Here is a 23,572-nt window from a genome sequence, read left to right as displayed (position 1 = left end):
TTACATTTCGGGACATCTGCGGGAATGGCTGGCAGGAACGGTTCGCATGACCGACCTCATTCGCAGCGCAAGCTTGAGCTATTACGCGGAGGTCGCCCGGTCGGTCGGGCTCGACCCCAGGCAGATGATGCGCAAGGTGCGGCTGCCGCTGGCCGTGCTGGACAAGCCCGATACGCCGATTGCCGTGACCAGCCTGCGCCGCCTGCTCGAATTGTCGGCAGAGGCCTCGGGTGCTGAAGATTTCGGCTTGCGGCTCGCCGAGCGCGGCGGACTCACCAATTTCGGAGCGGTCGGCCTGATCGTGCGCGAACAGGCGACCGTCGGTGAAGCCATCAAGGCGTTCTCGCGCTTCATCCATGTCCATCACGACGGCATGAAGCTCGACGTCACCAGCGACAAGCAGACGGTGAAAGTCACGCTGCACCTGCGCGGCCGGCAGCCGCGCGCGCCGCGGCAGTCGATCGACATGGCGCTCGGCAGCGTCCACCGCATCATCCAGTCGCTGTTCGGCAGCGATTGGCGGCCGCAGGCAGTGCACCTGCACTATCCGCCGCCGCACGACCGCAAGCGCTATCGCGACTTCTTCGGCTGCCGCGTGACCTTCAATGCCGATGACGATGCGATCCTGCTGTCGGCGCACGACATGGAGCGCCGCATCCCGAGCGCGCATCCCCTCATCGCGAATTACCTGCGCAAGCGGATCGAGGCGATCGAGACCCGGCCGGCAAGCTGGGAGGGAAAGGTCGACGAGGTGGTGCGGACCCTGCTCGCCAGTGGCGAGTGCACCGTCGAGCGCGTGGCCGAGCATCTGGCCTGCACCCGTCGCACCATCCACCGCCACCTAGCCGCGTCAGGCACCAGCTTCTCGGCCATCCTCGACGCGCAGCGCGCCGATCTCGTGATCCAGCTGATCGACGATCCCGACCGGCCGCTGGCCGATATCGCCGCGCAGCTCGGCTTCTCCGCGCAAAGCGCGATGGCCCGCTGGTTCCGCGGCCGCTTCGGCTGCACCATCACCGCATGGCGCAAGGGCGTGCGGCCGCTGGGAAAACCGGACGATATCCCCTCGGCGACCGCGGCTTAGGTTCAGCGTGCCGGAGCGGGCACGCCCATGATGGCAAGGGCGCGCCGGGGGCTGCCGGCGAGCAATGGGCCGAACGCGATCGCAAAGCCGAGGAACGCAGCGACCCAGCCGAAGGCCGCGACATGCAGCAGCACATCACCATGCGCAGGCACGACCACTGCGCAGACCCGCGCCAGCGCCGCGACGACGATCGCGACATAGATGGCTTGCGTCGCCGGTGAAGCCGTCAGCGCCTGCCCGGTGTGACCGAGGCTTGCACGCGTCATCACCGCGAGCGTCATGGTCCCTGCCGCGCCGGCCATCCAGGCATGAATGCCCGCGCTCGGCGGCAGTTCGCCGAAGGCGGCCAGGGCATTCAGGATGAAGCCGAGCGGCACGAAGACGTAACCGACATGGAGGATCAGCAGCAGCCGCTCGCGCGTGGTGCGGTCGCCGGCCCAGCGTGCGAGCCGAACCAGATGCAGCACGCCGACCACGGCCATCAGAACGCCGGTGAACGTGTTCAGCGGCGCCACGATCCACGCGATCAGTGCCAGCGCGCTCGCTCCGATCACCGCGCCGTCAAAACGTCCGAACGGTACCGGCAGGCGTCCGGGATTGAACTTGACCAGCCAGTTGCGGGTGAAGCTCGGAATGATGCGGCCGCCGATCAGCGCGATCAGCAGCATCACCACACTGACGCCGACGCGGATGCTGACATCGGCCGCGCCTTCGAAATGCGCTTCGAGATGAAAGCCGACATTGCCGGCGAGCAGCATGAGCACCAGCACCACCACCGGCAGGTTGCGCCAATTGCCGCCCGCGATGATCTCACGCGTCGCAGCCGCAACGACCAGCGCCAGGAAAGCAGCATCGACGACCAGCGCGAAGGCCCATCCGATATCGGCCGACAAGGTCACGGCAAGGCGTCCGGCCAGCCAGACCACCAGCAGCGCGCCGAGCGAGGTCCCCTGGATCGGCAGCCGCCCGGTCCAGTTCGGGATCGCCGTGAACAGGAACCCGGTGATGACAGCCGGCAGGAAGCCATAGAGCATCTCGTGGACGTGCCAGTCGCGCGGCGCGAAGGCTGAGGTCACCGACAATTCACCGTAGAACATCGGCAGCCAGGCCAGAATCGACAGCCCGGCCTGGATGGCAGCGAGCAGGAAAAAAGGCCGAAAACTGTTCGCAAACAGCGGCCAGCCCGCAAAATTGCGGGATCGGGCGCCAGCCATGGGGCAACTCCTGTCAATTCAGATCGTCGTTTGGAAAAATACTGCCGTCCGGGGCGGCCGGTTTTGCGCTATCGCAAATTGCAGGACGATTGCAGGTGCCATCACACTCCGGAGCGCCAAGGAGGCAGAATGGCCAAGGTCGACACATCGCTGGTTGCGCATTTGCCGCTGTTTGCCGGGGTCGCGCCGGACGCTCTGGACGAGATCCTGCGCGAGGCCCGCTCAGTGCGCTACCCGAAGAACACCGCCATCTTCGAGCAGGGCGCAGACGCGCAGTCGTTCTTCCTGCTGCTGCACGGCCATGTCCGCGCGGCCAAGACCACGCCGACCGGCGAGCAGATCGTGGTGCGCTATGTGGCGCCCGGCGAGACCTTCGGGCTCGCGATGGCGATCGGAGCCACGCGCTACCCAGCCACCGCGATGGCCGTCGACGACAGCGTGGTGCTGATCTGGCCGACCTCGGCCTGGCCGCGGCTGATCGAGCGGTTTCCCTCGCTCGCCGCCAACACGCTCCAGACCGTCGGCGCGCGGCTGCAGGAGAGCCACACCCGCATCCTGGAAATGTCGACCCAGCAGGTCGAGCAGCGCATTGCCCATGCGCTGCTACGCCTCGCCAAGCAGTCCGGCAAGAAGCTCGACCAGGGCATCGAGATCGACTTCCCGATCAGCCGCCAGGACATCGCGCAGATGACCGGCACCACCCTGCACACCGTGAGCCGCATCCTGAGCGGCTGGGAGAGCCAGGGTCTCGTCGAGAGCGGCCGTCAGCGCATCATCCTGCGCGAGCCGCACAAGATCGTCGTGCTGGCGGAGCGGACTCCCGACAGCGGCGCGGCGTAGTTCTTCTCCCTCTCCCGTTCTTACGGGGCCGCGACGAGCTCCGCTCGCGCTGAGAGGGTTGGGGTGAGGGGCTCTCTCCACACGCGCGATCGCGGTGAGAACTGTCCCCCCTCACCCGGATTGCATCTGGCGATGCAATCCGACCTCTCCCCGCAAGCGGGGAGAGGTGAACGCGAAAGATAGGGGTGAGGGCGCTTCCGCTCGCGGCAGAAGCTTGACCCTCACCCGGGAATCCGCGCGCGCCCGCGCGAACTCCGGATCGTCTCACGCCGGCACGCAGTCGCAGAGTGCAGCGAGGAATTTGTCGCGGTCGATGCCGTGCTCACGGCAGGCGTCTTCCACCGTGTGGAAGGTTGCGATCGGGCAGCCGACGCAGGCCAGCCTGAAAGCAAGAAACACGCGGATCGTGTGCGGCGCCGTGCGCATGATGTCATCGACCAGATCGTCGGATCCAAAAGGCATGGACAACTCCGTTCGGAAACGACGATAGCGGAGCGGGGGCCGGTTTCTTTGTTGGAGCGCAAGCTGGGTTGTCATTCCGGGGCGCGCCGTTAGGCGCGAGCCCGGAATCCATCATGCAGCGGATATCGTGGATGAATGGATTCCGGGCTCGTGCTTCGCACGCCTCGGAATGACGGAGAGAGTCTACACCGCCCTGCTGTGCAGCTGCTTTCCCGGATCCAGATGCGCGTCGAACGCGGCGGCGACGCTGCGGACCAGGAAGCGCGAGTCGCTTGCGACTGCGAGCCGGTCGCCGTCCAGCCTGACGACGCCGTCCGAGATCAGCGGCTTCAGACGCGACGCCGATTTGAGCATCGGGCCGGCCTCGACACCATGGCGCGCGCAGATGTCGCCGAGATCGGCGCTGAACTCGCACATGATGCGCTCGATGATGTCGGCACGCAGCCGGTCGTCGTCGGTGAGCCCGTAGCCCTTGGCGGTGGCGAGGCGGCCGCCGGTGATGTTTTGGGCGTAGGCGCCGATCTGCACCTCGTTCTGCACGTAACCCTGCGGCAGATGCCCGATGGCACTGGCGCCGAAGCCGAGCAGGACTTCGCCCTTATCGGTGGTATAGCCCTGGAAATTGCGCCGCAGCGTGCGCTCCTCGAAGGCCACGGCCATGGCATCGTCGGGTCGGGCGAAATGATCGAGCCCGATCTGCACATAGCCGGCCTCCTTCAGCGCATTGGCGATCGCGCAGGCCTGGTCGTGACGCGCAAGACCGTCGGGCAGGACCGCCTCGTTGATCATCCGCTGGTGCTTCTTGAAAGCGGGCACGTGCGCATAGCCGAACACTGAAAAACGGTCGGGTGCGAGCTCGAGCGCGCGCCGCACGGTGTCGAGACAGGAGGCGACGGTCTGATGCGGCAGTCCATAGATCAGATCAAAATTGATCCCTGCGATGCCCGCACCCCGAAGCATCTCGACGACGAACGCCGTCTGCTCAAAGCTCTGCACGCGGTTGATCGCGCGCTGCACAACGGAATCGAAGCTCTGCACCCCCAGGCTGGCGCGGTTGACGCCGGACAGCCGCATGGCCTCGACCATGTCGGCGGTCAGCGTCCTCGGGCCGATCTCGACCGCGATCTCGGCCGTCGGCAGCACGAAGAACGAATGCCGCATCGCCGCCATCAACTCGGCAAAGGCCTCCGGCGCCATGATCGTCGGCGTGCCGCCGCCGAAATGGATATGCTCGACCTTGATGCGGCGGCCGATGGTTTCGGCGACCTGGGAGATCTCGCTGCGCAGCGTGCGCTGATAGGCCGCGATCAGCCCGTCACGCCGCACGATCTGGGTATGGCAGCCGCAATACCAGCACATTTCGCGACAGAACGGCACGTGCAGATAGAGCGAGGCGCTGGCACCGGCAGGGAGCTCGGACAGCCACCGGGCGTAGGTCTCGGCGCCGATTGCCGCCGAGAAGTGCGGCGCGGTCGGATAGCTCGTGTAGCGCGGCAACCTCTCTTCGCCGTAGCTCGCTGCGAGATCTAGTCTCATGTCTTACCCATTCGTGAATCGATGCCGCGGCGTGGCGCGGCAAATCCCGGTTGGCATTGGATTACCCGTTTTCGAGCGAGCGACCTTGCGCTCGCTCAAAGTCTGAGCGCCTGACTTGGCCGATGATGACGTTTAAGCGTTGCTTCCTGGAGATAGGCCATGGCGTCGTTCGCGCTCGATCTCGTTGTTTGGCTCGCCGGCATCCGCGGCCACATCCCGCGCTTCGACGATTTCCGTCCTGTCCCTGCCGCGCCCGCAAGCGGTGCAAATTATCTCGCGCGCGTTCTGGCAATCATGGCCACCGTCTTTGCCGCGTTGTCGCTCGCAGTCTGGGGCACGGTCTGGATGGCGATACACCTGCTTTGATCGACCACATCCATACGTTCACGACCGAATGCAGCTGAACATGCGAACGATTTGCCGCTTGCGCGGCTGACGATGCGCGACGTCGATGCGACTTCGGCGCACCTCGTAAGGAATTTACCGGAGGCGAATCCGGCAGAAGCTTGTCGCAGCGCAAACACTCTTGCCGCAACAGGCGCACACTGCATCCGTCATCAAGACCATTTCAGATGAAGGATGCTTCCGATGTTCACCCGCAGAGCCGCATTGATCAGCGCCGCCGCGACCGCCCTGATGCTGGCGACACCCGCCCTGGCTGCCGATGATCTCAAACTGCCGCGTCAGAAGGTCGAGCTGGTCGCTCCGCCCTTCGTGCATGCGCACGAGCAGGCGACCAAGCAGGGTCCCAAGATCATCGAGTTCAAGCTGACGATCGAGGAGAAGAAGGTCGTCATCGACGAGAAGGGCACGACCTTCCAGGCCATGACCTTCAATGGCTCGATGCCGGGCCCGCTGATGGTGGTGCATGAGGGCGATTACGTCGAGACGACGCTGGTCAATCCCGCGACCAACACCATGCCGCACAACATCGACTTCCATTCCGCGACCGGCGCGCTCGGCGGCGGCGCGCTCACGCTGATCAATCCCGGCGAGCAGGTGGTGCTGCGCTGGAAGGCGACCAAGACCGGCGTATTCGTCTATCACTGCGCGCCGGGCGGCCCGATGATCCCCTGGCACGTCGTCTCCGGCATGAACGGCGCCGTGATGGTGCTGCCGCGCGAGGGACTGAACGACGGCAAGGGCCACGCGCTGAAGTACGACAAGGTCTACTATATCGGCGAGCAGGACATGTACGTGCCGCGCGACGAGAAGGGCAATTTCAAGTCCTACGACTCGCCGGGCGAGGCCTTCACCGAGACCGAAGAGGTGATGAAGAAGCTCACGCCCTCCCATGTCGTGTTCAACGGCAAGGTCGGCGCACTCACCGGCAAGAACGCGCTGACGGCCAATGTCGGCGAGAACGTGCTGATCGTGCACTCGCAGGCCAATCGCGACAGCCGTCCGCATTTGATCGGCGGTCATGGCGACTATGTCTGGGAGACCGGCAAGTTCGGCAATGCGCCCGAGGTCGGGCTCGAGACCTGGTTCATCCGCGGCGGGTCGGCGGGAGCTGCGCTGTACAAATTCCAGCAGCCCGGCATCTACGCCTATGTCACGCATAATCTGATCGAGGCCGCCGATCTCGGTGCCACCGCGCACTTCAAGGTCGAAGGCAAGTGGAACGACGATCTGATGATGCAGGTGAAGGCGCCTGCGGACATCCCGGCCAACACCAACTAGACGCGACAAGGGGCCGGTGATCCACCGGCCCCTTCTTCCTTTCGGGGGACGACCATGCTGATCGCATTCAAGCTGAAACTGCTGCTCGCCTGCGCCGCCGGGCTTGCAGGGCCGATCGCGATGGCGCCCCTGGTCTCGGACATGGCGGTCCACGGCACGGCCGCGGAGCCCGCGATCGTCAGGATCGCGCCTAGCAACGTCTCCTATCGCGAAGCCGGCGATTTCACGCGTGGCGGGCAGCAGGCGGAAGCACCGCTGCGCGCGATGCGGTTCACGAGGCCGCTGCACATCATGCGCAATCAGGTCTCGTCGTCCGACTATCAGCTTTGCGTGCAGGATGGCGCCTGCCGCGCGCTCGATCGCGGGGTAACGGTTGCCATCGATCGTCCCGCTGTGCAGGTGAACTGGCACGATGCCGAGGCCTATGCCGGCTGGCTGTCACGCAAGACCGGCCAGACGTGGCGCCTGCCGAGCGATGCGGAATGGGCGTTTGCGGCGGGCTCCAGATTCAAGGACGATGGCGCGCCGGTGGACCGGGACAATCCCTCGAAGCGCTGGATCAGCCGCTATGAGCGCGAATCCGAGCGCGATCCCTTCGACACCGCGGCCTATCCGTTCGGCAAGTTCGGCGTGAACGAGCACGGCATCGAAGATCTCGCCGGCAACGTCTGGGAATGGACCTCGACCTGCTTCGTGCGCTCGCGCGTCGACGAGGCCGGCAATGCCGGCCGGGCGACCGTGAACTGCGGCGTGCGCGTCGCCGAAGGCGCGCACCGCGCCTATGTCACCGACTTCATCCGCGACGCCCGCGCCGGCGGCTGCGCCCAGGGCGTGCCGCCCGCCAATCTCGGCTTCCGCCTGGTGCGGGAGGAGCGGACGTGGATGGCCAACGTGTCGGCGCGGTGGGGCAAGGCGTGGGCGAGGTCGTGATTGCGTAGCCCGGGTGAGCGAAGCGACACCCGGGAAAGTAGACCCGTATGTCGCTTCGCTCATGCGGGCTACTGCATATCACATCGTCCGCGCAAACATGCGAAAGCCGGGCGCGCCGATGATCGCTTCGAACGCCGGATCGCGCTTCTCTTCCGCGAAGGCAAACCCGGCCTTGGCGTAGGCGCGCTCGGCGGGCTCGTTGCCGATCAGGAATGATATCGTCGCCCGCTTGAATCCGGCCGGCCGCCCCTTCTCCAGCGCATGCGCGAGCAGTGCCTGCACGAGACCACGGCCGCCATAGGCTGGATCGGTCGCGACATGCTCGATCATCCAGTCGCCCTCGCCGCCCTGAACCCAACAGCCGCGGGTGTAGGTGCCGCGTCGGCGGATGGCGTCCACCTCTGACGCAGCGAGCCCGGTTTCGGCTGCGACCTCCTCGATCGCGCGCCAGGCCGCGGGACCGGTGCCGGCCGCAGGCACGGCACAGAGCGCCGCGCCCGGCTCACCCTCGACCTCCGCGATCCAGAACTGCGAGACGTGCCACATCGACACCGCACGCGCTGTTGCGACGCGCGCGATGAAATCCAGGCACTGGGCTTCGGGCCAGCCGAGCGCAACGTCAAACCAACCGCGCGGCCGGTAGCCGCGCATCGACCGCAGGATAGTCTTGGCGATGAATTCGGCGTCTTCGGGACGCGCAGACCGTATCGTCATGCGCGCCCCATCGCGAACCCTTACGTGTTCTTCAGCGCGACGCGGAATTCGGCTTCGGTCTTGGCCTTGACCTCGTCGAGCGAGACGCCGTCGGCGAGCTCGATCAGGGCCATGCCGCCGTCGCCGTGCTTGTCGATGGTGAAGACCGCGAGATCGGTGACGACCATGTCGACCACGCGCTCGCCGGTCAGCGGCAGGTTGCACTGCTTCAGCAGCTTCGGGCCGTCCTTGGCCGAATGCTCCATCACCACGACGACGCGCTTGACGCCGGCGACGAGATCCATCGCGCCGCCCATGCCCTTGACCATCTTGCCGGGGATCATCCAGTTGGCGAGATCGCCGTTCTGAGCCACCTGCATGGCGCCGAGGATCGAGAGGTCCATGTGGCCGCCGCGGATCATGCCGAAGGAATCCGCGCTCGAGAAATACGAGGTCGAGGGCAGCTCGCTGACGGTTTGCTTGCCGGCGTTGATCAGGTCCGCGTCCACCTCGTCTTCATAGGGGAACGGGCCCATGCCGAGCATGCCGTTCTCGCTCTGCAAGGAGACGTCCATGCCGTCGGGGATGTAGTTCGAGACCAGCGTCGGGATGCCGATGCCGAGATTGACGTAGTAGCCGTCGCGCAATTCCTTCGCGGCGCGCGCAGCCATCTGTTCACGGGTCCAGGCCATGTGAGTCTCCTGTTACGCTTAAGCGGCGGTACGCGGGCGGGTGTTGCGGAATTCGATGCGCTTCTTGGCCGTGCCGACCTCGACGATGCGCTTCACGAAGATGCCGGGCGTATGGATGTGGTCGGGATTGAGTTCACCGGCCGGAACCAGATGCTCGACCTCCGCCACCGTGATCTTGGCGGCGGTCGCCATCATCGGGTTAAAGTTGCGCGCGGTCTTGCGGTAGATGAGGTTGCCGGCGGTGTCGCCCTTCCAGGCGTGCACGATGGCGAGGTCGGCGAACAGGCCGCGCTCCATCAGGTACTTCTCGCCGTCGAACTCCTTCACTTCCTTGCCCTCGGCGATCAGCGTGCCGACGCCGGTCTTGGTGTAGAAGGCCGGGATGCCGGCGCCGCCGGCGCGGATGCGCTCGGCCAGCGTGCCCTGCGGGTTGAATTCGAGTTCCAGCTCGCCGGCGAGGAATTGCTGGGCGAACAGCTTGTTCTCGCCCACATAGGACGAGATCATCTTCTTGATCTGCCGGGTTTCCAAGAGGCGGCTGAGCCCGATGCCGTCGACGCCGGCATTGTTGGAGACGACCGTCAGCCCCTTGACGCCCGATTCGCGGATCGCGTCCGACAGCTCCTCGGCAATGCCGCAGAGGCCGAAGCCCCCCGACATGATCATCATGTTGTCTTTCAGAATGCCGTCGAGCGCCGACTTGGCGTCGGGATAGACCTTGTTCATGCAAAAAACCTCGACTGAACCTTCGGCTTGCAGCCGCCGCACCTTGTTGGCGGCGATTATTAGGCGAAATCCGCCAAAGCCGTCAATGATACGGGGTTCTCCGCTCCGCGGGGCGGTGGTAGAAGCTGCCCAGCCCGTGGGCAGAACCGCCCGCGGCCTTGAAAGCGACAAGAAAACCCATCAAGTTGCGGCACTTAACCTAACGGGACTTGTGACCTAACAAGACTTGTAACCTGACCGAACTTGTAGCCTAACAGACCTTGGGCGTGGGGCGCGCAGGTTTCCCGGCTCGCCCTTCTGGACCCAACAACCAACCCGATCAGGACATGCCATTGACCATGGCCCAAGGAATGAAGCGCCTCGGGACGCCGATCGCGGCGCTGCTCGGCATCGCGCTGATCGCCCTGGTCGCGACCTCATGGCTCATCAACCGCGACGCGCTGCGCAAGGCGGTGGAGGCGCAGATCCGCGACGTCACGGGCCTGGAGCTCAATGTCGCAGGCAGCATCGACATTTCGGTGCTGCCGGCGAGCTACATCTCCTTCCATGACGTCGGCCTGAAGGGTGGCGGCACCAGCGATCCCGCGCTCCATGTCGACGTGCTCACCGCCAATCTGCGGCTGTTGCCGCTGCTGCTGCAACGGTTCGAGATCGCCGACCTGACGCTGCTCAGGCCGCGCATCCATGTCAGCCTCAAGCCGGACGGCGAGAGCAACTGGACGCCCTTCATCCAGACCATTGCCCGCACCATGAAGCCCGGGGCCGACAACCAGGTGTCGTTCTCCGAGATCAGGATCCAGGACGGCCTGCTCAATTACGAGGACGCCGCCACCCGCGCCACCGAGAAGTTCGAGGACATCGACCTGTCGCTGGCCTGGCCGTCGATCTCGCGCTCCTTTGCCGCAACCGGGCAGTTCGACTGGCGGGGCGAGCGGGTCGACGGTTCGATCAGCTTCTCCGATTTCGTCGCCGCCCTCTCGGGCGACCGGTCCGGCCTGAAGGCGCGGATCGCCAGCGCGCCGCTCAAGCTCGCCTTCGACGGCAGCGTCGCCAACCGCACCAGCCCGATGATGGAGGGCACGCTCACCATCGACAGCCCGTCCCTGCGCAACGCGCTGCGCTGGACCGGACAGCCGCAGCCGGCCAGCGGCGGCTTCGGCCGCTTCGCGCTGAAAGCGCGCGCCAACGTGGTGGGCGCCTCGATCGCGCTCACCAATGTCAATGTCGAGCTCGACGGCAACACCGCCGAGGGCGTCATGACCTACGCCAATAACGGAAGGCAGACGCTGCAGGCGACGCTCGCCGCCGACGCGCTCGACTTCACACCTTATATCTCGACCTTCCGCCTGCTCGCGAGCGGCGCCCGCGACTGGAACAGGCAGCTGTTCGATCTCAACGGGCTGTCGACCACCGACCTCGACATGCGCCTGTCGGCAGCGCGGCTGACCGTCGGACCGACGAAACTCGGCCGCACCGCGATCGGCGCCAATTTGCGCAACGGCACGCTGGCGCTCTCGGTCGGCGAGGCCCAGGTCTATGGCGGCATCGCCAAGGGTTCGTTCGGCATCGCCCGCACCGACAGCGTCGCCGACATCAAGGCGCAATTCCAGTTCACCGACGTCGATCTGCAGGCCTGCGCCACCGAGCTGTTCGGCCTCAACAAGCTGTCCGGCCGCGGCAACATCAACGTCTCCCTCCTTGCCTCCGGCTCGAGCCCGTTCGGCCTCGTTCAGTCGCTCGACGGCAGCGCCACGGTCACCGGCCATGACGGCGCGATCTCCGGCTTCAACGCCGAGCAGCTCCTGAAGCGGCTGGAGCGGCGGCCGCTGTCCGGGGGCGGCAATTTCCGCAGCGGCTCGACCCCTTACGACAACCTCACCATCGCGGTGAAATTCTCCGACGGCATCGCCACCGCCGAAGACATCCGCGTCGAGGGGCCGGCAGCGAAGATCACGCTCACCGGCACCGCATCGGTGCCGACGCGCGAATACGACATGAAGGGCGTGGCGAGCCTCAACAGTTCATCGGGCTTCGAATTGCCCTTCGTGGTGCAGGGGCCCTGGGATGATCCCCTGATCTTCCCCGATCCGGAAAGCCTGATCCGCCGCTCGCCGGCTTCCGCGCCCCTGCTCGACATGCTGAAGGACCGCAAGGGGAGCGATGCCGTGCGCTCCGCGATCGAGCGCATCACCGGCGCAGGCAAGCGTCCCGCACCGGCGGAATCGCCGACGGCGGAGAACGCCAAAGAAAACGCTAAGGAAAACGCCAAGTCGAACTGACGCCGCTCTCTTCGGGTTCAAGCGGCCGATTGCGTCGTCGAAACCCAGCTCGCGTTCTCCTGCACCACTGGCGCTCCGCCGATCGTCGTCCCGGCCGCGGCCTCAAGAGTGGCGCCCTGCCCCAGTTCACGGGCCAATACTTCGCGGTCACAGGCATCCTCCCACAGCGAGATGGTGATGGCTGCGACACAGTTGCTGATCATGCTGGTCAGCGCCCGCGCCTCCGACATGAAGCGGTCGATGCCGACGAGCAGCGCCACGCCGGTCACGGGCAGATCCGGCATGACGGAGAGGGTCGCGACGAGTGCGACGAAGCCGCTGCCAGTGACACCTGCCGCCCCTTTGGACGTCAGCAGCATCAGTCCAAGCATCGCCGCGATCTGCCCCCACGACAGTTGAATGTCGCAGGCCTGCGCGATGAAGATGGACGCCAGTGTGAGGTAAATGGCGCTGCCGTCGAGGTTGAAGGAGTAGCCCATCGGCAAAACGAGCCCTGACACGCCTTTGCGGCATCCGAGCTGCTCCAGCTTGCGCAGTGCGGAAGGCAGCGCCGGCTCGGACGAGGACGTGCCGAGCACGATCAGCAGCTCTTCCTTGAAGTAGCGGATCGTCTTCCCCAGGCTGAAACCGTTCAGCCGCGCCAGCAAACCAAGCACGACCACCACGAAGACGGAGCAGGCGATATAGAAGGTCAGGATCAGCAGTCCGAGCGAGCCGATCGAACGGATGCCGTAGCGGCCCGCCGTGAAGGCCATGGCGCCAAACGCGCCCAGTGGAGCGAGCTTCATGATGAAGCCGAAGGATACGAACAGCACATGAGAGAATGAGGCGACTGCGTTTGTCACCGCGACACCACAATCGCCGGCTCGGCTCAGGCCGAAAGCGATCAGGATCGAGACCAGCAACACCGGCAGCACTTCACCGTCGGCGAAGGCCCCAAAGAACGAATGCGGGATGATGTGCAGCATGAAGTCCGCAAATCCGGTCGCCCCTGCCTGCTTGCTGAATTTCGCGGCCACCGACGGATCCAGCGTATTGACGGACACGTGCATGCCAGCGCCCGGCTGGATCAGTGACACGGCGATGAGCCCGGCCAGCAACGCGAGCACCGTCAGCAGGTAGAACAGCGCCATGGACTTCACCAGCGTGCGGCCGACCTCGCGGGAATCGCTGATGCTGTTGATGCCGCTCACGATGGTGCAGAACACGATCGGCGCGATCATCATCTTGACCAGCTTGATGAAGCCGTCGCCAAAGGGCTTCAGCGCAGCGCCGAATTCGGGCCAGAAATGGCCGGTGAGGACACCCAGCGCGAGGCCGATCAGCACCTGAACATAAAGAATCCGGTAGAAGGGTTTCCCAGCCTCGGTGCTCGCGTGAGCGACCAGCGTTTCCTTGTGCATTCTCATCTCTCCCATGGCTCTGATTTTTGTGACGGTTTCGGAAGCGGCGGGCTTCAGGCCGCCAGCACCGAATGAGGCACGTGCGATCGACGGGCGAAGACGTGGCCCTCGAAGATTCGCCGGGCGGTCCGCAGCACCCTGGCAACCGGGCCGGGCTCCAGCCGAACCACGAGCTGGCCGGAGGGATGGGCAAGGGTGACCGGCAGCGGGGGCGCCAGTGGTCCGACCATCTCTGCTGCAATCGTCCCTGGCGTGACGCACGCCGTCGCGATCGCGACCGCGCCGGTCACCGCCAGCGCGCTATGGCAGTCATGCGGCATGAAGTACCTGGTGTTCAACGTCGCCTCACCCCCGCGCGCGATCAGGACCGGCTTCGGGATCACCATGTTCGCGGAATCCGGAAAGCCCATCCGCCGTCCAGCCTCGATCCGCAGAGCTTCGAGTCGCGCGCGAAATCCGCCGTCGGCGAAGTCCGAGGGAGCCTCGCGGCCGGTCCATCCCAGATCCGCCGCGCGGACCAGCATGACGGGCATCGCCGCGTCGATGCAGGTCACATCGATCCCTTCGATGCGATCGACCGGTCGTCCAGTGGGCAGGAGACGACCGGTGCGTGCGCCGGCCGCGTTGGGGAACGACAGTTCGATTGGCGCGGCCGTTCCCGGCACACCGTCGATCCGCGCCTCGCCGTCGTAAGTCACGCGCCCTGCGGGGGTCGGCACGGTCGCGTCAATCAGCTTGCCGGTGTTAACGTTGTGGATGCGCACATGGGTGCGATCTACGGCGGCGGCGACCAGACCGGCTTCAATTGCGAATGGCCCCACCCCCGCCAGCATGTTTCCGCAGTTCGGTGAGGTATCGACGATGCCTTCACGAACACGCACCTGGGCGAACAGGTAATCGACATCGGCGCCGGGCACCGATGCCGGTCCAATGATCGCGGCCTTGTTGATGACGGCATTGCCGCCGCCGATCCCGTCGATTCCAAGATCGTGCCCCCCTCCCATCACAGACAGCAGGATCGCGTCGCGCAGTTTCGGATCGGCGGGAAGATCGCGGGCCAGGAAAAATGGCCCCCGCGAGGTGCCTCCGCGCATGACCACACAGGGAATGGCAATCTGATCGTTCATGGAGCTCTTCCGTCGGCGACAATTCGCACGAACCAGAACATTCACCGCCAGAACTCTTTTGTGAAATGCAAATATCTGAGGTATTATTCCGATTATCGATATAATGGAGACCGGCCAATGAACGCGGAACTACTCGACCTCAAGGCGTTCATCACCGTGGCGGAGACGGGAAGCTTCGTCCGAACCGCCAGGGCGCTGAACCTGTCGCAGCCGGCGCTCAGCCGGCGCATCCAGAAACTGGAAGAAGGTCTCGGCGCGCCGCTGCTCGAACGCTCGACGCGCCACGTTAATCTCACCATGACCGGCCGTGATTTCCTGCCGAAGGTGCGCCGCCTCATCGACGAGTTCGAGACCTCGGTGCTCGCCATCCACGATATCGGCGCGCGAAGTTCGGGCCTCGTCTCGGTGGCTGCGGTGCCGACAGCGGTGTTCTATTTCCTGCCGCGTGCGATCGGCCGGTTTGCCGAAGCGTATCCACGCATTCGCATCCGAATTCTCGACATCGGCGCCAATGAGGGATTGGAAGCGGTCGCGCGCGGAGAAGCCGACTTCGGCATCAATTTCATCGGTGCGTCACATGCCGAAATCGAGTTCGAGAAATTGGTCGAGGATCCTTTCGTTCTGGCCTGCCGTCATGACCATCCGCTGGCATCGCGCAAACAGGTCACCTGGTCGGAGATCGTGCCGCACCGGGTCATCACCGTCGGTCGCAACAGCGGCAATCGCGCGCTGATCGACAATGCGCTGGCGCGGCACGGCCTGCAGCTGAACTGGTCCTATGAAGTCGCTCACCTCTCCGGCTCCCTCGGCCTCGTCGAAGCGGGACTGGGCATCGCGGTGCTGCCGAGGCTTGCGACGCCAGCGGCCGGTCATCCCATCATCCACACCATTCGGTTGAACGAGCCGGAAGTGTCGCGGACGATCGGAATCGTCCGCAGGCACGGGGCCACACTATCTCCTCATGCGAGCCAGTTTCTCAAGATGCTCCTCGAGGCCTGGCACACGCCTTCCGGGACGAGCGGGCAAGACAAGCCGCGGCCCCGATCCGCTCAGGCAAATTCGAATGCCGTTTCGGCGGGCCGGAAGGAGAAACGCTGATAGCTCGTCGGCGCAGCGCTGTTCCCGTCGACACGGAAGTTCCTCGGATCAGCCCCGCCGGCATTTCGGCTCCTCCGGCCGCAGCAGCGTGGTGGCCGGCCAAGTGCGTTGCGTTCAGTCTTCATACCGCTTACAAAGCCCGGCTTCGCCGGTCGCGAGCAGGTATGGAATTGCGCATGGTCACGCGATCAGAACGCAGAACCCGAATTAATTGCCGCGAATTGATGCGGCGATTGGATCGATGCGCACGTTAAGCATCTCCTCCGGCGCAAGGCCCACGACCTAGGTCTGACAAGATGCCGCTAGATCGGCTCTCCGCCATGCGCTAGTGTTTTACACGACCGGTTAAAAACACCGGCCGTTTGAGGGAGAAAAACGTGAGATCCAAGGTTATTGGCGCAGTGTCACTGGCGGTCGCTGCGGTTGGGCTGTTCGCGGTCACTGCACCCGCCTTTGCGCAGCAGAAGACGATTACGGTCTGGTGGGGCAAGGGCTTCTATCGCTCCGAAGACGACGCGCTGATCGATACGATCAAGAAATTCGAAGCCAAGACCGGCATCAAGGTCGAATTGTCGCAATACGCGATCCAGGACATGATTCCGAAGACGGTTGCCGCGCTCGATGCCGGCACCGTCCCCGATGTGGCCTATTCCGATTCCTATGACGTGCAGGCGCAGGGCAAGTGGGCCTATGAGGGCAAGCTCGAGGACCTCTCGGACGTCATGGAGCCGATCAAGGACCGGTTCGTGCAGAACACGCTGGACGCCTCGATCCTCTATAACGACGTCGCCAAGAAGAAGGCCTATTACGGCTTCCCGCTGAAGCAGCAGAGCATGCACGTCCAGATCTGGAACGACATGCTGGAGAAGGCCGGCTTCAAGCAGAGCGACATCCCGAACGACTGGACGGGCTACTGGACGTTCTGGTGCGACAAGGTGCAGCCGGCGATCCGCAAGGCCACCGGCCAGCGCATCTACGCCGTCGGCCAGCCGATGGGCGTGGAATCCACCGACGCCTTCCAGTCGTTCTACACCTTCATGGACGCCTACCACGTCAAGCTGGTCGACAACGACGGCAAGCTCCTGGTCGACGATCCCACGGTTCGCGAGAACCTGATCAAGGCGATGAAGGACTACACCGACACCTACATCAAGGGCTGCACGCCGCCCTCCTCGACGACCTGGAAGGACCCGGACAACAACGTCGCCTTCCACAACAAGACCATCGTGATGACCCACAACTTCACGATCTCGATCGCGGCGAAGTGGTTCGAGGACTCGCAGAACCAGGCCCTGACCCAGGAGCAGCGCGACGCCGGCAAGAAGGCCTACGAGCAGGACATCGTCACGGCGTCCTTCCCGAAGGCGCCTGATGGCTCGACCATCCGCTACCGCTCCGACGTCAAGACCGGACTGATCTTCACCGCGGCCAAGAACAAGGCCGAGGCCAAGCAGTTCATCAGCTTCCTGCTCCAGGAAGAAAACGTCCGTCCCTATATCGAGGGCGCACTCGGCCGCTGGTTCCCGGTGACGAAGGAAAGCCAGGAAAGCCCGTTCTGGCAGGCTGACAAGCACCGCAAGGCCGTCTATGCGCAGTTCAAGGGTGGCACCGCGGCGTTCGACTTCACCAAGAACTGGAAGTTCACGATCCTCAACAACGAAAACGTGTGGGCGAAGGCGATGAACCGCGTCGTCAGCGAGAAGGTTCCTGTCGACAAAGCCGTCGACGAACTGATCGCCCGCATCAAGCAGGTCGCGGGTTAAGGTATATCCCTTCCTCTCCCCGCATCTCGCGGGGAGAGGCGAAACGCTAACACCGGCCGCCTCGTGCGGCCGGAAGTCCTTTCAAAGAGTCCGAAAAGAATGGCGATCACGCTCTCTGGCGATCAGGCACTCCCCGGCCCGCCCCTGTCGTCGCGGCTGACCCCGGCGCAGGTCTGGGGCATTATTCTGCTCGCGCCCTATCTGCTGGTCTTCCTTGCCTTCGTCGTCTATCCCGTCTGCTACGGGCTGTGGCTGGCGCGGGACCCCGCGAACTATGTCGCACTGTACAACGATCCGATCTTTGCGCGTGCCGCAGTCAACACGCTGATCTTCCTGGTCATCGGCATCAACATCAAGATGCTGATCGCGCTGTTCCTGTCCGGCTTCTTCGCCATGCAGCGCACCTGGATCAAATGGCTCTCGGTGATCTTCATCCTGCCCTGGGCGGTGCCGTCGATCCCGACCATCCTGTCGGTGCGCTTCATGTTCAATCCCGAATGGGGCGTCATCAACCACCTGATCTTCTCCTTCACCGGCGATGACGGCCCGAACTGGCTGAACGACCCGGCCGTGGCGCTCAGCATGGCGATCGGCGTGCACATCTGGAAGTCGCTGCCGTTCTGGACGCTGATCCTGATCACCGGACGCCTTGCGATCTCGCACGACCTGTTCGAGGCCGCCGAAGTGGACGGCGCGAGTTGGTGGCAGAAATTCCGCTTCATCACCTGGCCGTCGATGCAGACGCTCTACGTGACCTGCACGCTGCTCTCGATGATCTGGACGCTGGGCGATTTTAACAGCGTCTACCTCCTCACCGGCGGTGGCCCGGCCGACCTCACGCACGTGCTGGCGACGCTCGGTATCCGCTATCTCCGGCTCGACCAGCTCTCGCTCGCGATGGCCTCCATCGTCTGCGCGATGCCGTTCGTCCTGCCGCTCGTGTACTTCATGATGAAACGGTTGTCGCGATGAAGCTTCCCTCTCTCCGTGACGTCGCGACGGAAGCGCGGCTGCTCCTGATCGGCATTCCCGTCTTCCTGTGGACGATGATCCCGATCTACCACATGTTCCTGTTCGCGATCTCGCCCAAGGAGGACGCGTTCTCGGGCAAGCTGTGGCCGGACCATCCGACGCTGCACAACTTCGAGATCGTGTTCAAGCAGCAGCACTACTTCCTGCGCGACTTCTACGTCCAGTTCTGGAATTCGACGCTGATCGCAGCAGCCGTCGGCGTGCTGACGCTGTTCATCGCCACGGCCGCGGCGTTCTCGATCTCGCGGCTGAAGGTGCCGGGCGGGCGCATGGTGCTGAACCTCGCGCTCTTCACCTATTTCATCCCCGCGGCGTTCCTCGCGGTGCCGATGTATCGCACCATGGGCAATTACGGCCTGCTCAACAATCACTGGTCGCTGATCCTGGCCATGGTGACGATCGCCTCGCCTTACGCGATCTGGGTGCTCAAGCAGGCCTCCGACAAGCTGCCGGTGGAGCTGGATGAAGCCGCGGTCATGGACGGCGCCACCACGCTGCAGATCTTCCGCCTGGTCTATCTGCCGCTGATGATGCCCTCGCTGGTCGCGATCGGTACCTATGCGGTGCTGCTCGCCTGGAACGAATACCTCTACGCGTTCCTGCTGCTGTCGAACGACCGCGAGATCACCCTCCCCGTCGCGCTCGGCAACTTCCTCGCCGCCGACGACTCGCCGTGGGAGCTGCTGATGACCACCGGCTTCATCTACGCGCTGCCGCCGGCCGCGGTCTATTACGCCTTCCGCCGCTACATGGTGGGCGGGCTCACGGCGGGTGCGGTGAAGTCCTGACGCGACAGGACGCACCGGGTCGCCGCAAGCACAGCGCTTGAGCGACAACGCGAGCAATTGCGAGTTGTCTGCGCCTGCTTTAACCTCCGTGCCCCAATGTTACGGGGCACGGCAGCATGCGCAGCAACGACGCGATCCATCTCGGCCTGATGCTGCTGGCGCTCGCGGCCGCGTATCTGGTGCCGTTCGAGCTGTTGCTGCTGGCCTATGTCGTGCTCGGCCCCGCGCATTATTTCACCGAGATCTCGTGGCTGCACGACCGCAGCTACTACCTGCCTCACCGCGGGATTGCGGTGGTCCTGGCCATCGTCGCCGTGGTCGCCGCGCTGATCGACAACGCCTCGTGGTTCGGCTTCGCGATGTGGAGCGCGCTGGTCGTCTGCGCCATGCTGGCGGCGACCGCCACAGCGATCGAGAGCATGCTGCTGTTCATGGTGGCGATCGCGCTGTCCGCGATCATGTATTCGAGCGGATCGTCGCTCGCCGTCATCGGCATCCTGATTCCGACGCTGATCCACGTCTCGCTGTTCACGCTGATCTTCATGGTGCTCGGCGCCTATCGGTCCGGCAGCCGCGTGCAGGCCGCGCTGGTGGTGATCTACCTCGTCGCAATCGCCACGATCCTGCTGCTGCCGCCGGCCGCCGAAATCCGGATCGCGAGCTTTGCGCGCGTCGGGCAGGACTATTTCGGCAATGTCGGCCCGGCACTTAGCCGGCTGTTCGGCGTGCCCGGGCTCGTGCTCGACACCAGGCTGACCAGCCTGCTCGCCTTCGTCTACACCTATCACTACCTCAACTGGTTCATCAAAGCCGACGTGATCCGCTGGGCTGAGGTGCCGAAGGCGCGGCTGGCGGCGATGGCCGCTGCCAGCGCGGCGTCCACCGCGCTGTATTTCTACGACTATGCGTTCGGCTTCACCTTCCTGCTGGCGCTCAGCCTGATCCATATCCTGCTGGAATTTCCGCTCAACAGCCTTGCGCTGCGCCAGCTTGGATCCGCTATCCAGGGCACAGTGCGCGCGCGCTACGTCGGGCCCGTCGTGGTGACCACGACGCGGTCGCGCTCTACCGGCACAAAAGCCTCGAAACGAGCCCCCCGGTCGCGCTGATCACCCCGCCTTGCGCACGGTCTGCAGGAACTCCGCCACGTCCTTCTTGAGCGCGCGTGCCTGATCCTGCAAGGCCGAGGCGGCCGTGAGTGCGGCTTCGGCGCCGGCATCGGTCTCGCCGGCCACGGTGCGGACGGCGCCGACCTGGTCGGTGACCGCCGCTGTCCCGTTCGCGGCCTGCTCGACATTGCGCGCAATCTCGCTGGTTGCGGCCCCCTGCTCCTCGACGGCGGAGGCAATCGTCGTCGCGATCTCCGTCATCTCGGCGATGGTTCTTCCGATCTGGCCGATCGCAGCGACCGACTGTCCGGTCGAGCCCTGGATCTCGGCGACGAGCCCTGCGATCTCCTCGGTGGCGCGCGCGGTCTGGGTTGCGAGGCTCTTCACCTCGTTGGCGACCACGGCAAAACCCTTGCCGGCATCGCCGGCCCGTGCCGATTCGATCGTGGCGTTGAGCGCAAGAAGGTTGGTCTGGCTCGCGATCGCCTGGATCAGCTGGACCACGGTACCGATCCGCTCGGCTGAATCCGACAGCGCCCGCATCAGCGCCTCGGTGCGCGAGGCCTCCTCCTTGGCCTGATCCGATACCGATACGGAGCGTGCCACCTGGCTCGAAATCTCCTTGATCGAGGCGGCGAGTTGATGCGTCGCCGCCGCAACGGTCTGCACATTCGAGGACGCCTGGGCCGATGTCGCGGCGACCTGCTCGGCAAGCGAGCGCCCCCGCTCGGCGACTCGCGCAAGACTTCCGGCGCTCTGCCCCATCTCTTCGGCACGGCTCGAGACGCCGCCAATGACGCCCTCCATGCCGCGATCGAAGCGGTCGGCGAGCTGCGTCATCATGGCCGCGCGTTCCGTCTCGGCTGCGGCGCGCTGCGCGGCAGACTCCTGTTCCATGCGCCGGACGGTCTGTGCACTCTGGCGGAATACCTCGACCGCGCCGGCCATGTGACCGATTTCGTCGCCGCGCCCGCCGCCCGGGATCGCCTCGTCGAGTTCGCCCGCCGCAAGGCTCTGCATGCGCAAGGTCATCTGGCCGATGGGGCGCGAAACGCTGCGTCCGATCAGCCAGGCCAGCAATGCGCCCAGGACGAGCGCGACAATGGCCACCGTGAACACGAGATTGCGGGTTTGCTCGACCGATCCAGCCGTCCGCCGGCTCTGCTCGGTGCGCGTTGCGCCGAGGGCCCGGCTGATCTCGGCCGCCTTGGCATCGATCGCGCTGCTGGATTTGACGAGATCGCCCTGCGCCTTGCGCAGCTCGCTCATCGCGGCAGCAAGCTCCTTCAGCGTCGCCGATTGATCGGCGAGCACCTTCTTCAGGGCCGCGATCAGATTCTTCAATCGCGGCGCCTCGGCATCGGCGATCTCCGCCTCGCTATCGGCCACCGCGGCCAGTGCATAGCCGATCGTCAGCCCGCTATCGTCGGCGTCGACCTGGGCCTGGGTGATGGTGAAACGCAGCATCGCCACGCGTATCGCATCCACCGTGCCGGCCAGGCGCAGCGGCTGGAGCAGGCGGTCGGGCTGGTTGGCGAGCGTCACATTGATCGCGCCGACTGCGAGGCCTGCCGAGGCGCCGAGCGCCTCGCTCTTGGTGCTGGCGGCGCGCAGACGATCGACGGCGGCGGCGACCGCCGTGAAGGATTGTCGATAGGTGCCAAGCGCGTCCACCAGCGCGCTCCGGCCAGCGGCAATCGCCGGCAGGCGAGCGAATTGCTGGTCGACCTGGTCGAAGGTCTGGCCAAAGCCGTCGATCGCCTTCGTGGCGCTATCGCGGTCGCCGAGATTGCGCGTGCGGACGAATTTCTCGACCGCGACATTCGACGAGAGCAGCGCGGCGTGCACCCTCGCCATGCCGGCATCGCCATCGGCGCTGGTGACGAGCTCTCCGACGGTGCCGCCGATCTCGGACAGCCGCATGACGGCGAGCAGCGCCAGCACGCAGAGGAAACCCAGGACCAGCGCGAAGCCGCCGAAGATACGCGGGCGGATGCCGATGCGCGACAGAAGCAATGACAGGTTCATGATGTTTCCCGCGATTACGGCGTAGCCCGGATCCGGGCGAGCAGATCCTTGCCGAAGCGCTTCTCGAATTCGGGCTCCAGGGACTTCACGGCGTCGATGAAGGGCTGGCGATCGACCTTCTCGATGATCTCCATGCCGCCCTTGCGCAGCTCCTCCAGCTTCTTCGTCTCCTCCGCGACGCCACTCTGCCAGGTCGCCTCCGCAGCGGCCTTGGCCGCGGCGATGATGGCGGCCTGGTCGGCGGGCTTCAGGGCCTGGAACACCTCGCGATTGGCGACGAAGGCGATCGGCGCGAAGAAATGGCCGGTCAGGCTGGCATATTTCTGCACTTCCTCGAGATGGCTGGCGGCGATCGTCGCGACCGGGTTCTCCTGCCCGTCGATGCGACCGTCCTTCAGCGCGGAATAGACCAGCGTGAACTCCATCGGCACGACCTCGGCGCCCAGCGCCTTGAAGGTCATCTGATAGACCTCGTTCGGCAGCACGCGGATCTTCAGGCCGCGGAGGTCCGCAGGCGAATGAATCGGCCGCTTCGAATTCGTGACATTGCGAAAGCCCTGCTTGCCGATCGCGAGCAGCACCAACCCCTTGTCGGCGAAATGCTTGGCGAACAGCGCGCCGACCGGGCCCTCTGCGACTGCCTTGGCCTGCGCCGCATCGCGGAACAAGAACGGCACGTCGAAGACGCCGAACTCCGGCACAGCGGAGCTGACCACCGAGCCCGACAGCGTCGCCATGTCCACCACGCCGCTGCGCATGGCGGCCAGGATCGCCGTCTCGCTGCCCATCGCGTTGCCAGCGCGTTCATCGAGGATGACACGGCCCTGTGCGATCTCGGCGAGCTTGCGGCGAAATTCGTCGGAGCCGATCTGCTGCGGCGACTGCGGCGAGCCGTTGTACACGAGCGACACCATCTGCGTCGCACCGGCCGACGGCTGAACAGCAAGACAGAGTAACGCCAGAACCGTGCTGGCCACACCAATATAAAGCCGCTTCATCGCCCCTCTTCCCCAAGCAAGGCGACGATAGCCAGATAAGCTATATGAATTGTTAACTATGTCAGGCGGTGCCTGAGCACCACAGGC

The 23,572-nt window shown here is 64.9% G+C and carries 21 protein-coding genes; 11 read left to right on the top strand and 10 right to left on the bottom strand.

Features of this window, described 5'->3' with window-relative positions; genetic code table 11:
• Positions 1–46: 46 nt before the first annotated feature.
• Positions 47–1,084: an AraC family transcriptional regulator gene (locus N2603_RS09455; RefSeq protein WP_260388509.1), complete on the top strand. Its 1,038-nt coding sequence runs from the start codon at positions 47–49 to the stop codon at positions 1,082–1,084.
• Positions 1,085–1,086: 2 nt separating this feature from the next.
• Here N2603_RS09455 and N2603_RS09450 read toward each other — a convergent pair whose 3' ends face one another.
• On the bottom strand, positions 1,087–2,298 hold the full coding sequence (locus N2603_RS09450) for an NnrS family protein (protein ID WP_260388508.1): 1,212 nt from the start codon (positions 2,296–2,298) through the stop codon (positions 1,087–1,089).
• Positions 2,299–2,427: 129 nt separating this feature from the next.
• On the opposite strand from N2603_RS09450, the gene N2603_RS09445 reads away from it, so the two are divergent.
• Positions 2,428–3,138 (top strand): Crp/Fnr family transcriptional regulator, encoded by a 711-nt coding sequence (locus N2603_RS09445; RefSeq protein WP_018641527.1) that lies wholly within the window; start codon positions 2,428–2,430, stop codon positions 3,136–3,138.
• 264 nt (positions 3,139–3,402) lie between these two features.
• Here N2603_RS09445 and N2603_RS09440 read toward each other — a convergent pair whose 3' ends face one another.
• Together N2603_RS09440 and hemN are read right to left on the bottom strand one after the other, a co-directional pair.
• Complete coding sequence (locus N2603_RS09440) at positions 3,403–3,600, bottom strand: DUF1858 domain-containing protein (RefSeq protein ID WP_011089822.1); 198 nt, start codon at positions 3,598–3,600, stop codon at positions 3,403–3,405.
• Between the two features lie 183 nt (positions 3,601–3,783).
• Positions 3,784–5,136 carry an oxygen-independent coproporphyrinogen III oxidase gene (gene hemN / locus N2603_RS09435; RefSeq protein ID WP_260388507.1) on the bottom strand — a complete coding sequence of 451 codons (1,353 nt, stop codon included), beginning with the start codon at positions 5,134–5,136 and terminating at the stop codon, positions 3,784–3,786.
• A 159-nt stretch (positions 5,137–5,295) separates the two neighbouring features.
• Here hemN and N2603_RS09430 point away from each other — a divergent pair, with 159 nt between their 5' ends.
• From N2603_RS09430 to N2603_RS09420, 3 genes are all read left to right on the top strand, one after another.
• Positions 5,296–5,502 carry a hypothetical protein gene (locus tag N2603_RS09430; protein ID WP_260388506.1) on the top strand — a complete coding sequence of 69 codons (207 nt, stop codon included), beginning with the start codon at positions 5,296–5,298 and terminating at the stop codon, positions 5,500–5,502.
• Between the two features lie 222 nt (positions 5,503–5,724).
• Positions 5,725–6,819: a copper-containing nitrite reductase gene (gene nirK, locus N2603_RS09425; protein ID WP_260388505.1), complete on the top strand. Its 1,095-nt coding sequence runs from the start codon at positions 5,725–5,727 to the stop codon at positions 6,817–6,819.
• Between the two features lie 54 nt (positions 6,820–6,873).
• A complete protein-coding gene (locus N2603_RS09420) occupies positions 6,874–7,749 on the top strand; it encodes a formylglycine-generating enzyme family protein (RefSeq protein WP_260388504.1) in 876 nt (291 codons plus the stop codon).
• 78 nt (positions 7,750–7,827) lie between these two features.
• Here the strand turns inward: N2603_RS09420 and N2603_RS09415 are convergent, their stop codons facing one another.
• Genes N2603_RS09415 through N2603_RS09405 form a run of 3 tightly spaced genes read right to left on the bottom strand, consistent with a single transcriptional unit; the run spans position 7,828 to position 9,860 of the window.
• The gene (locus N2603_RS09415) at positions 7,828–8,463 is read right to left on the bottom strand and encodes a GNAT family N-acetyltransferase (protein ID WP_260388503.1); all 636 of its coding nucleotides are present in this window, start codon (positions 8,461–8,463) and stop codon (positions 7,828–7,830) included.
• A gap of 20 nt (positions 8,464–8,483) precedes the next feature.
• Entirely contained in the window at positions 8,484–9,134 is a 651-nt protein-coding gene (locus N2603_RS09410; RefSeq protein ID WP_018641532.1) for a CoA transferase subunit B, read from the bottom strand.
• An 18-nt stretch (positions 9,135–9,152) separates the two neighbouring features.
• A complete protein-coding gene (locus N2603_RS09405; protein WP_011089830.1) occupies positions 9,153–9,860 on the bottom strand; it encodes a CoA transferase subunit A in 708 nt (235 codons plus the stop codon).
• 338 nt (positions 9,861–10,198) lie between these two features.
• Here N2603_RS09405 and N2603_RS09400 point away from each other — a divergent pair, with 338 nt between their 5' ends.
• Positions 10,199–12,139 (top strand): AsmA family protein, encoded by a 1,941-nt coding sequence (locus tag N2603_RS09400; protein WP_260424171.1) that lies wholly within the window; start codon positions 10,199–10,201, stop codon positions 12,137–12,139.
• A gap of 17 nt (positions 12,140–12,156) precedes the next feature.
• Here the strand turns inward: N2603_RS09400 and dctA are convergent, their stop codons facing one another.
• Both dctA and N2603_RS09390 read right to left on the bottom strand, forming a co-directional pair.
• Positions 12,157–13,542: a C4-dicarboxylate transporter DctA gene (dctA, locus tag N2603_RS09395; RefSeq protein ID WP_260388502.1), complete on the bottom strand. Its 1,386-nt coding sequence runs from the start codon at positions 13,540–13,542 to the stop codon at positions 12,157–12,159.
• A 53-nt stretch (positions 13,543–13,595) separates the two neighbouring features.
• On the bottom strand, positions 13,596–14,669 hold the full coding sequence (locus tag N2603_RS09390) for a 4-oxalomesaconate tautomerase (RefSeq protein WP_260388501.1): 1,074 nt from the start codon (positions 14,667–14,669) through the stop codon (positions 13,596–13,598).
• A gap of 117 nt (positions 14,670–14,786) precedes the next feature.
• Here N2603_RS09390 and N2603_RS09385 point away from each other — a divergent pair, with 117 nt between their 5' ends.
• The 5 genes from N2603_RS09385 to N2603_RS09365 all read left to right on the top strand — a co-directional run bounded on the left by N2603_RS09385 (position 14,787) and on the right by N2603_RS09365 (position 20,459).
• On the top strand, positions 14,787–15,767 hold the full coding sequence (locus N2603_RS09385) for a LysR family transcriptional regulator (protein ID WP_260388500.1): 981 nt from the start codon (positions 14,787–14,789) through the stop codon (positions 15,765–15,767).
• A 377-nt stretch (positions 15,768–16,144) separates the two neighbouring features.
• Entirely contained in the window at positions 16,145–17,530 is a 1,386-nt protein-coding gene (locus N2603_RS09380; RefSeq protein WP_020607807.1) for an ABC transporter substrate-binding protein, read from the top strand.
• 99 nt (positions 17,531–17,629) lie between these two features.
• Positions 17,630–18,502 (top strand): carbohydrate ABC transporter permease, encoded by an 873-nt coding sequence (locus tag N2603_RS09375; protein WP_018641535.1) that lies wholly within the window; start codon positions 17,630–17,632, stop codon positions 18,500–18,502.
• Positions 18,499–19,350 carry a carbohydrate ABC transporter permease gene (locus N2603_RS09370; protein WP_018641536.1) on the top strand — a complete coding sequence of 284 codons (852 nt, stop codon included), beginning with the start codon at positions 18,499–18,501 and terminating at the stop codon, positions 19,348–19,350. The genes N2603_RS09375 and N2603_RS09370 overlap by 4 nt, the downstream gene beginning before the upstream one ends.
• A gap of 116 nt (positions 19,351–19,466) precedes the next feature.
• Entirely contained in the window at positions 19,467–20,459 is a 993-nt protein-coding gene (locus tag N2603_RS09365) for a hypothetical protein (protein WP_260388499.1), read from the top strand.
• Here the strand turns inward: N2603_RS09365 and N2603_RS09360 are convergent, their stop codons facing one another.
• Together N2603_RS09360 and N2603_RS09355 are read right to left on the bottom strand one after the other, a co-directional pair.
• Complete coding sequence (locus tag N2603_RS09360; RefSeq protein ID WP_260388498.1) at positions 20,460–22,487, bottom strand: methyl-accepting chemotaxis protein; 2,028 nt, start codon at positions 22,485–22,487, stop codon at positions 20,460–20,462.
• 14 nt (positions 22,488–22,501) lie between these two features.
• On the bottom strand, positions 22,502–23,485 hold the full coding sequence (locus N2603_RS09355; RefSeq protein ID WP_425248978.1) for a TRAP transporter substrate-binding protein: 984 nt from the start codon (positions 23,483–23,485) through the stop codon (positions 22,502–22,504).
• Between the last annotated feature and the right edge of the window lie 87 nt (positions 23,486–23,572).

Origin of the sequence: Bradyrhizobium huanghuaihaiense (assembly GCF_025200885.1) — a bacterium.
In the GTDB taxonomy this organism is placed as follows: domain Bacteria; phylum Pseudomonadota; class Alphaproteobacteria; order Rhizobiales; family Xanthobacteraceae; genus Bradyrhizobium; species Bradyrhizobium huanghuaihaiense.
The sequence above is the reverse complement of the archived record's forward strand: the minus strand, read 5'-3'. Positions and strand labels throughout refer to the sequence as shown.

Excerpts from the sequence above, each read along its gene's own strand:
- N2603_RS09430 (WP_260388506.1), top strand. The coding sequence starts at position 5,296 with ATGGCGTCGTTCGCGCTCGATCTCGTTGTTTGGCTCGCCGGCATCCGC.
- N2603_RS09370 (WP_018641536.1), top strand. The coding sequence starts at position 18,499 with ATGAAGCTTCCCTCTCTCCGTGACGTCGCGACGGAAGCGCGGCTGCTC.
- N2603_RS09400 (WP_260424171.1), top strand. The coding sequence starts at position 10,199 with ATGGCCCAAGGAATGAAGCGCCTCGGGACGCCGATCGCGGCGCTGCTC.
- N2603_RS09455 (WP_260388509.1), top strand. The coding sequence starts at position 47 with ATGACCGACCTCATTCGCAGCGCAAGCTTGAGCTATTACGCGGAGGTC.
- N2603_RS09365 (WP_260388499.1), top strand. The coding sequence starts at position 19,467 with ATGCGCAGCAACGACGCGATCCATCTCGGCCTGATGCTGCTGGCGCTC.
- N2603_RS09440 (WP_011089822.1), bottom strand. The coding sequence starts at position 3,600 with ATGCCTTTTGGATCCGACGATCTGGTCGATGACATCATGCGCACGGCG.
- N2603_RS09385 (WP_260388500.1), top strand. The coding sequence starts at position 14,787 with ATGAACGCGGAACTACTCGACCTCAAGGCGTTCATCACCGTGGCGGAG.
- N2603_RS09390 (WP_260388501.1), bottom strand. The coding sequence starts at position 14,669 with ATGAACGATCAGATTGCCATTCCCTGTGTGGTCATGCGCGGAGGCACC.
- N2603_RS09355 (WP_425248978.1), bottom strand. The coding sequence starts at position 23,485 with ATGAAGCGGCTTTATATTGGTGTGGCCAGCACGGTTCTGGCGTTACTC.
- N2603_RS09420 (WP_260388504.1), top strand. The coding sequence starts at position 6,874 with ATGCTGATCGCATTCAAGCTGAAACTGCTGCTCGCCTGCGCCGCCGGG.
- nirK (WP_260388505.1), top strand. The coding sequence starts at position 5,725 with ATGTTCACCCGCAGAGCCGCATTGATCAGCGCCGCCGCGACCGCCCTG.
- N2603_RS09415 (WP_260388503.1), bottom strand. The coding sequence starts at position 8,463 with ATGACGATACGGTCTGCGCGTCCCGAAGACGCCGAATTCATCGCCAAG.
- dctA (WP_260388502.1), bottom strand. The coding sequence starts at position 13,542 with ATGCACAAGGAAACGCTGGTCGCTCACGCGAGCACCGAGGCTGGGAAA.
- hemN (WP_260388507.1), bottom strand. The coding sequence starts at position 5,136 with ATGAGACTAGATCTCGCAGCGAGCTACGGCGAAGAGAGGTTGCCGCGC.
- N2603_RS09445 (WP_018641527.1), top strand. The coding sequence starts at position 2,428 with ATGGCCAAGGTCGACACATCGCTGGTTGCGCATTTGCCGCTGTTTGCC.
- N2603_RS09360 (WP_260388498.1), bottom strand. The coding sequence starts at position 22,487 with ATGAACCTGTCATTGCTTCTGTCGCGCATCGGCATCCGCCCGCGTATC.
- N2603_RS09405 (WP_011089830.1), bottom strand. The coding sequence starts at position 9,860 with ATGAACAAGGTCTATCCCGACGCCAAGTCGGCGCTCGACGGCATTCTG.
- N2603_RS09410 (WP_018641532.1), bottom strand. The coding sequence starts at position 9,134 with ATGGCCTGGACCCGTGAACAGATGGCTGCGCGCGCCGCGAAGGAATTG.
- N2603_RS09375 (WP_018641535.1), top strand. The coding sequence starts at position 17,630 with ATGGCGATCACGCTCTCTGGCGATCAGGCACTCCCCGGCCCGCCCCTG.
- N2603_RS09450 (WP_260388508.1), bottom strand. The coding sequence starts at position 2,298 with ATGGCTGGCGCCCGATCCCGCAATTTTGCGGGCTGGCCGCTGTTTGCG.